Source organism: Rubrivivax benzoatilyticus JA2 = ATCC BAA-35 (genome assembly GCF_000190375.1).
Classification (GTDB): domain Bacteria; phylum Pseudomonadota; class Gammaproteobacteria; order Burkholderiales; family Burkholderiaceae_C; genus Rubrivivax; species Rubrivivax benzoatilyticus.
In genome coordinates this window covers 1-4,854 of record NZ_AEWG01000051.1, presented here as the reverse complement: position 1 = coordinate 4,854, position 4,854 = coordinate 1, and the positions used below count along the sequence as shown (strand labels likewise).

Genomic DNA, 4,854 nt, shown 5'->3' with positions numbered 1-4,854 from the left:
ACGCTGGCCGCGCTGCGCGCCGCCGGCCTGCGCGTGATGGCCGAGCTGACGACGCCGGACTGGCCGGCCGGGCCGCTGGACACCGACGTCGACGCGCTGCTGCTCAAGGGCAACGAGGCCGGCGGCTTCGTCGGCGAGGACGCCAGCTTCATCCTCTTGCAGAAGTGGCGCGGCCGCACGGCGCTGCCGCTGCATGTGCGCGGCGGCCTGACGCCGGCCGTGGCCGCGGGCTGCGCCGCGCTCGGCGTGGCCGGCGGCGCGCTCGACTCGCAAGTCCTGCTGCTCGACGAGGCGCGCCTGGGCGAAGCCGGCCAGGCGGTCATCGCCGGCCTGTCGGGCAACGAGACCGTGGCCGTCGGCGACGGCGAGCACGGCGAGTACTTCCGCATCCTGAGCCGCCCGGGCCACGCCGTGGCCAAGGCGCTGATCACCGAGGGCGACGGCTGCGGCTTCGCCGCGCTGCGTGCCAAGGTCGCCGGTCGCATCAACTGGGACGACCCGCGCGCCGGCCTGCTGCCGGTGGGCCACGACGTCTGCTTCGCCGCCGACTGGCGCCGTCGCTACGGCCACCTGGCCGCGGTGCTGAAGGCCTTCGACAGCGCGGTCGCGACCCAGCTCGGCCAGGTCGCCGCCCAGCCGCCGGTCGCCGAAGGCGCGCCGCTGGCGCAGGCGCTGGGCCTGCGCTTCCCGATCGTGCAGGGCCCGATGACGCGCGTCTCCGACGTCGCCGACTTCGCCCAGGCCGTGGCCGACGGCGGCGGCCTGCCGATGGTCGCCTTCGCGCTGCTCAAGGGCGCTCCGCTGGACAAGCTGCTCGCGCGCACCCAGCAGCTGCTGGGCGACAAGCCCTGGGGCATCGGCCTGCTGGGCTTCGCGCCGCAGGCGCTGCTCGACGAGCAGCTCGCGCTGGCCACGCAGTACAAGCCGGCCTACGCGCTGATCGCCGGCGGCCGGCCCGACCAGGCCGTCAAGCTCGAGGCCTCGGGCGTGCCGACCTTTCTGCACGTGCCCTCGGCCAACCTGATCCCGCTGTTCGTCCAGGAAGGCGCGCGGCGCTTCATCTTCGAGGGCCGCGAGTGCGGCGGCCACATCGGCCCGCTGTCGAGCTTCGTGCTCTGGTCGACGATGGTCGACCGAATCGCCGACGAGATCGACGCGCGCCGCGTCGCGCCGGCCGAGCTGCAGCTGCTGTTCGCCGGCGGCATCCACGACGCTGCCTCGTCGGCCTTCGTGCAGGTGCTGGCCGCGCCGCTGGTCGCACGCGGCGTCAAGGTCGGCGTGCTGATGGGCAGCGCCTACCTGTTCACCGAGGAGATCGTCGCCTCGGGCGCGGTGGTGGCCAAGTTCCAGCAGGAGGTCATCGCCTGCCGCCACACCGTCAGCCTCGAGTCCGGCCCCGGCCACGCCAGCCGCTGCGGCTACACGCCGTTCGCGCAGGAGTTCTTCAAGAAGCGCGCCGAGCTGCGCGAGCAGAAGGTGGCCGGCGAAGAGAGCCGCCGCGTGCTCGACGACCTGATCATGGGCCGGCTGCGCATCGCCTCCAAGGGCACGACGCGCATCGGCGAGGAAGGCAAGCTGACGACGCTGGACGAGAACCAGCAGTACGCCGACGGCATGTACATGCTCGGCCAGGTGGCGACGCTGCGCGATGGCGTCACGACCGTCGCCTCGCTGCACGAGGAAGTGACGGCCGGCGCCGCCGCGCTGCTCGCCGCCGCGGCCGACGCGCGCCAGGCCGCGCCGGTGGCCGGCACCGGCCCGGTCGACATCGCCATCGTCGGCCTGGCCACGCTGCTGCCCAAGGCCGATTCGCTGGCCGCCTACTGGGACAACATCCTGGCCAAGGTCGACGCGATCACCGAGATCCCGCCGCACCGCTGGGACTGGCGCCTGTACTACGACAGCGACCGCCACGCGCCGGACAAGATCTATTCGAAGTGGGGCGGCTTCATCGACGACCTGGTCTTCGACCCGACGCGCTACGGCATGCCGCCGAAGTCGATCGAGGCCGTCGACCCGATGCAGCTGATGGCGCTGGAAGTCGCGCGCCGCACGCTGGCCGACGCCGGCTACGACCGCAAGCCTTTCGACCGCGAGCGTGCTTCGGTGATCGTCGGCGCCAGCGGCGGCACCGGCGACGTCGGCTCGCAGTACGGGCTGCGTTCGGAGCTGCCGCGTTTCTCGGGCCAGCTGCCGGCCGAGGTCGCCGAACGCCTGCCCGAGTGGACCGAGGATTCCTTCGCCGGCATCTTGCTGAACGTCATCGCCGGGCGCATCGCCAACCGGCTGAACTTCGGCGGCGTCAACTTCACGACCGACGCCGCCTGCGCCTCGTCGCTGGCCGCGGTCTACCAGGGCGTCACCGAACTGGCGGCCGGGCGCAGCGACATCGTCATCGCCGGCGGCGTCGACACCGTGCAGGGCCCGTTCGGCTACCTGTGCTTCAGCAAGACGCAGGCGCTGTCGCCGCGCGGCCGCTGCAACACCTTCGACGCCTCGGGCGACGGCATCGTCATCAGCGAAGGCATCGCGATGGTGGCGCTGAAGCGTCTGGCCGATGCCGAGCGCGACGGCGACCGCATCTACGCCGTCATCAAGGGCGTCGGCGGCTCCAGCGACGGCAACGCCAAGGGCCTGACCGCGCCGCTGCCGGCTGGCCAGCTGCGTGCGATGCGCCGCGCCTACCAGATGGCCGGCTTCGGCCCGTCGACCGTCGGCCTGTTCGAGGCCCACGGCACCGGCACCGTCGCCGGCGACACCGCTGAGCTGGAAAGCACGACGCGGCTGATGCTGGAGGAGGGCGCTCGCCCGCACGGCGCCGTCGTCGGCTCGGTGAAGACGATGATCGGCCACACCAAGGCCACCGCCGGCGTCGCCGGCCTCGTGAAGGCCGCGCTGGCGCTGCACCACAAGGTGCTGCCGCCGCACCTGGGCGTGACGAACCCGAACCCGACGCTCAAGCGCGCCGACGCGCCGCTGCACGTCATCGCCGACGCGCTGCCCTGGCTGCCGTCCGAGCAGCCGCGGCGTGCCGCCTGCAGCGCCTTCGGCTTCGGCGGCACCAACTTCCACGTCGTGATGGAGGAGTACCAGCGCGAGTACCGCCCCTGGCTGCGCACCGCGACGGCGCGGCGCTGGCCGGCCGAGCTGCTGCTGTTCGCGGCCGACAGCCGCGAGGCGCTGGTCGCGCGCCTGACGGCGCTGCACGCCGAACTGGCGGCCACGCCGGTGGAACTGCGCGACCTGGCCGCCAGCCTGGCGCGCACCTGGCAGGCCGGCGCCGCCGAGCGCCTGGCGCTGGTCGCGCGCAGCCCCGCCGAACTGGCCACCAAACTCACCGCCGCGGCCGCCTTCCTGCGCGGCGAAGCCAAGGCCGCGCCGCCGGGGGTGTTCCACCGTGCCGGCGCGCCGATCGGCGGCAAGGTCGCGGTGCTGTTCCCCGGCCAGGGCTCGCAGTACACCGGCATGGGCCGTGAAGCGGCGCTGTACCTGCCGCCGGTGGCCGACGCGCTGGCCGAGGCCGAGACCGCGCTGCGCGCGCCGTTCACGCAGCGTTTCGGCAAGACGCTGGGCGAGTTCCTGTTCCCGCGTGCCGCCTACGACGACGCTGCCCAGGACGCCGCGCGCCGCGCGCTGACCAGCACCGACGTCGCCCAGCCGGCGCTCGGCGCGCTGGAGGTCGGCCTGTGGCGGTTGCTGCAGGCGCTGGGCTTGCAGGCCGACATGGCCGCCGGCCACAGCTACGGCGAGTTCGTCGCCCAGCACGCCGCCGGCGCGATCGACTTCGGCGCGCTGATGGCGCTGTCGGCGGCCCGCGGGCGCTTCATCGTCGACGCCGCCCAGGACGCCGGTGCCGAACTCGGCACGATGGCCGCGGTGCCGGCCGAGCGCGGCGTCGTCGAGCAGCTGATCGCCGACCTGCCCGACGTCATCGTCGCCAACCACAACGCACCGCTGCAGAGCATCGTCTCGGGCACGCGTGCCGGCGTCGAGGCGGCCATCGCCAAGTGCGCCGCCGCCGGCATCGAGGCGCAAGCCATCCCGGTGGCCGCGGCCTTCCACTCGGTGCTGGTCAAGCCGGCGCAAGGCCCGCTGGCGGCGCTGATCGACGCCACGCCCTGGCAGCCGACGGCGATCCCCGTCTACGCCAACGCCACCGCGCGGCCGCACCCGGCCGAGCCGGCGCGTTGCCGCCAGCTGATGGCCGAGCACCTGGTCAAGCCGGTCGAGTTCGTCGCCCAGGTGCGCCAGATGCACGACGACGGCGCGCGCCTGTTCGTCGAGGTGGGCCCGAAGGCGGTGCTGTCGCGCCTGGTCGGCCGCATCCTGCAGGACCAGCCGCACGTGGCTGTCGCGCTGGACGACGGCAGCGGCCTGGGCGGCGTGCTGGCCGGCATCGGCCAGCTGCTGGTGGCCGGCGTGGAGCTGGACGTCGAGCCGCTGTTCGCTGGCCGCGACTGCCGCGTCGGCGACCCGCAGCGCCTGGCCTCGCTGGACCGCCGCGAGACGCCGGCGCGCACCGCCTGGGTCATCAACGGCGCCGGCGTGCGCCGCCTCGCCGATCCGGTCAAGCCGGTCGGCGTGACGCTGGAGCAGGCCCAGGCCGCGCTCGCCGCGCCGCCCGCCGTCGCACCGGCGGTCAATCCCGCGGCGCCGGTCGCCGCCGTCGCCCCCACGCTGCCCGCGGCCGCCCCGGTGCGCACCGCCACCCCGATCACGTCCCAGTTTTCCCGGAGGGCCCGAACGATGGATGAACGACGACCACTGCCCGCCACGGCCGACGCCGCGGTGATGGCCGAGTACTTCGACACGATGCGCCAGTTCCTGGAGTCGCAGGAACGTGTGATGGCCGCC

The 4,854-nt window shown here is 74.1% G+C and carries 1 protein-coding gene; it reads left to right on the top strand.

The features are described from left to right. On the top strand, positions 1-4,854 hold a 4,854-nt coding region (locus RBXJA2T_RS05560; RefSeq protein WP_009856353.1), incomplete at both ends, for a type I polyketide synthase.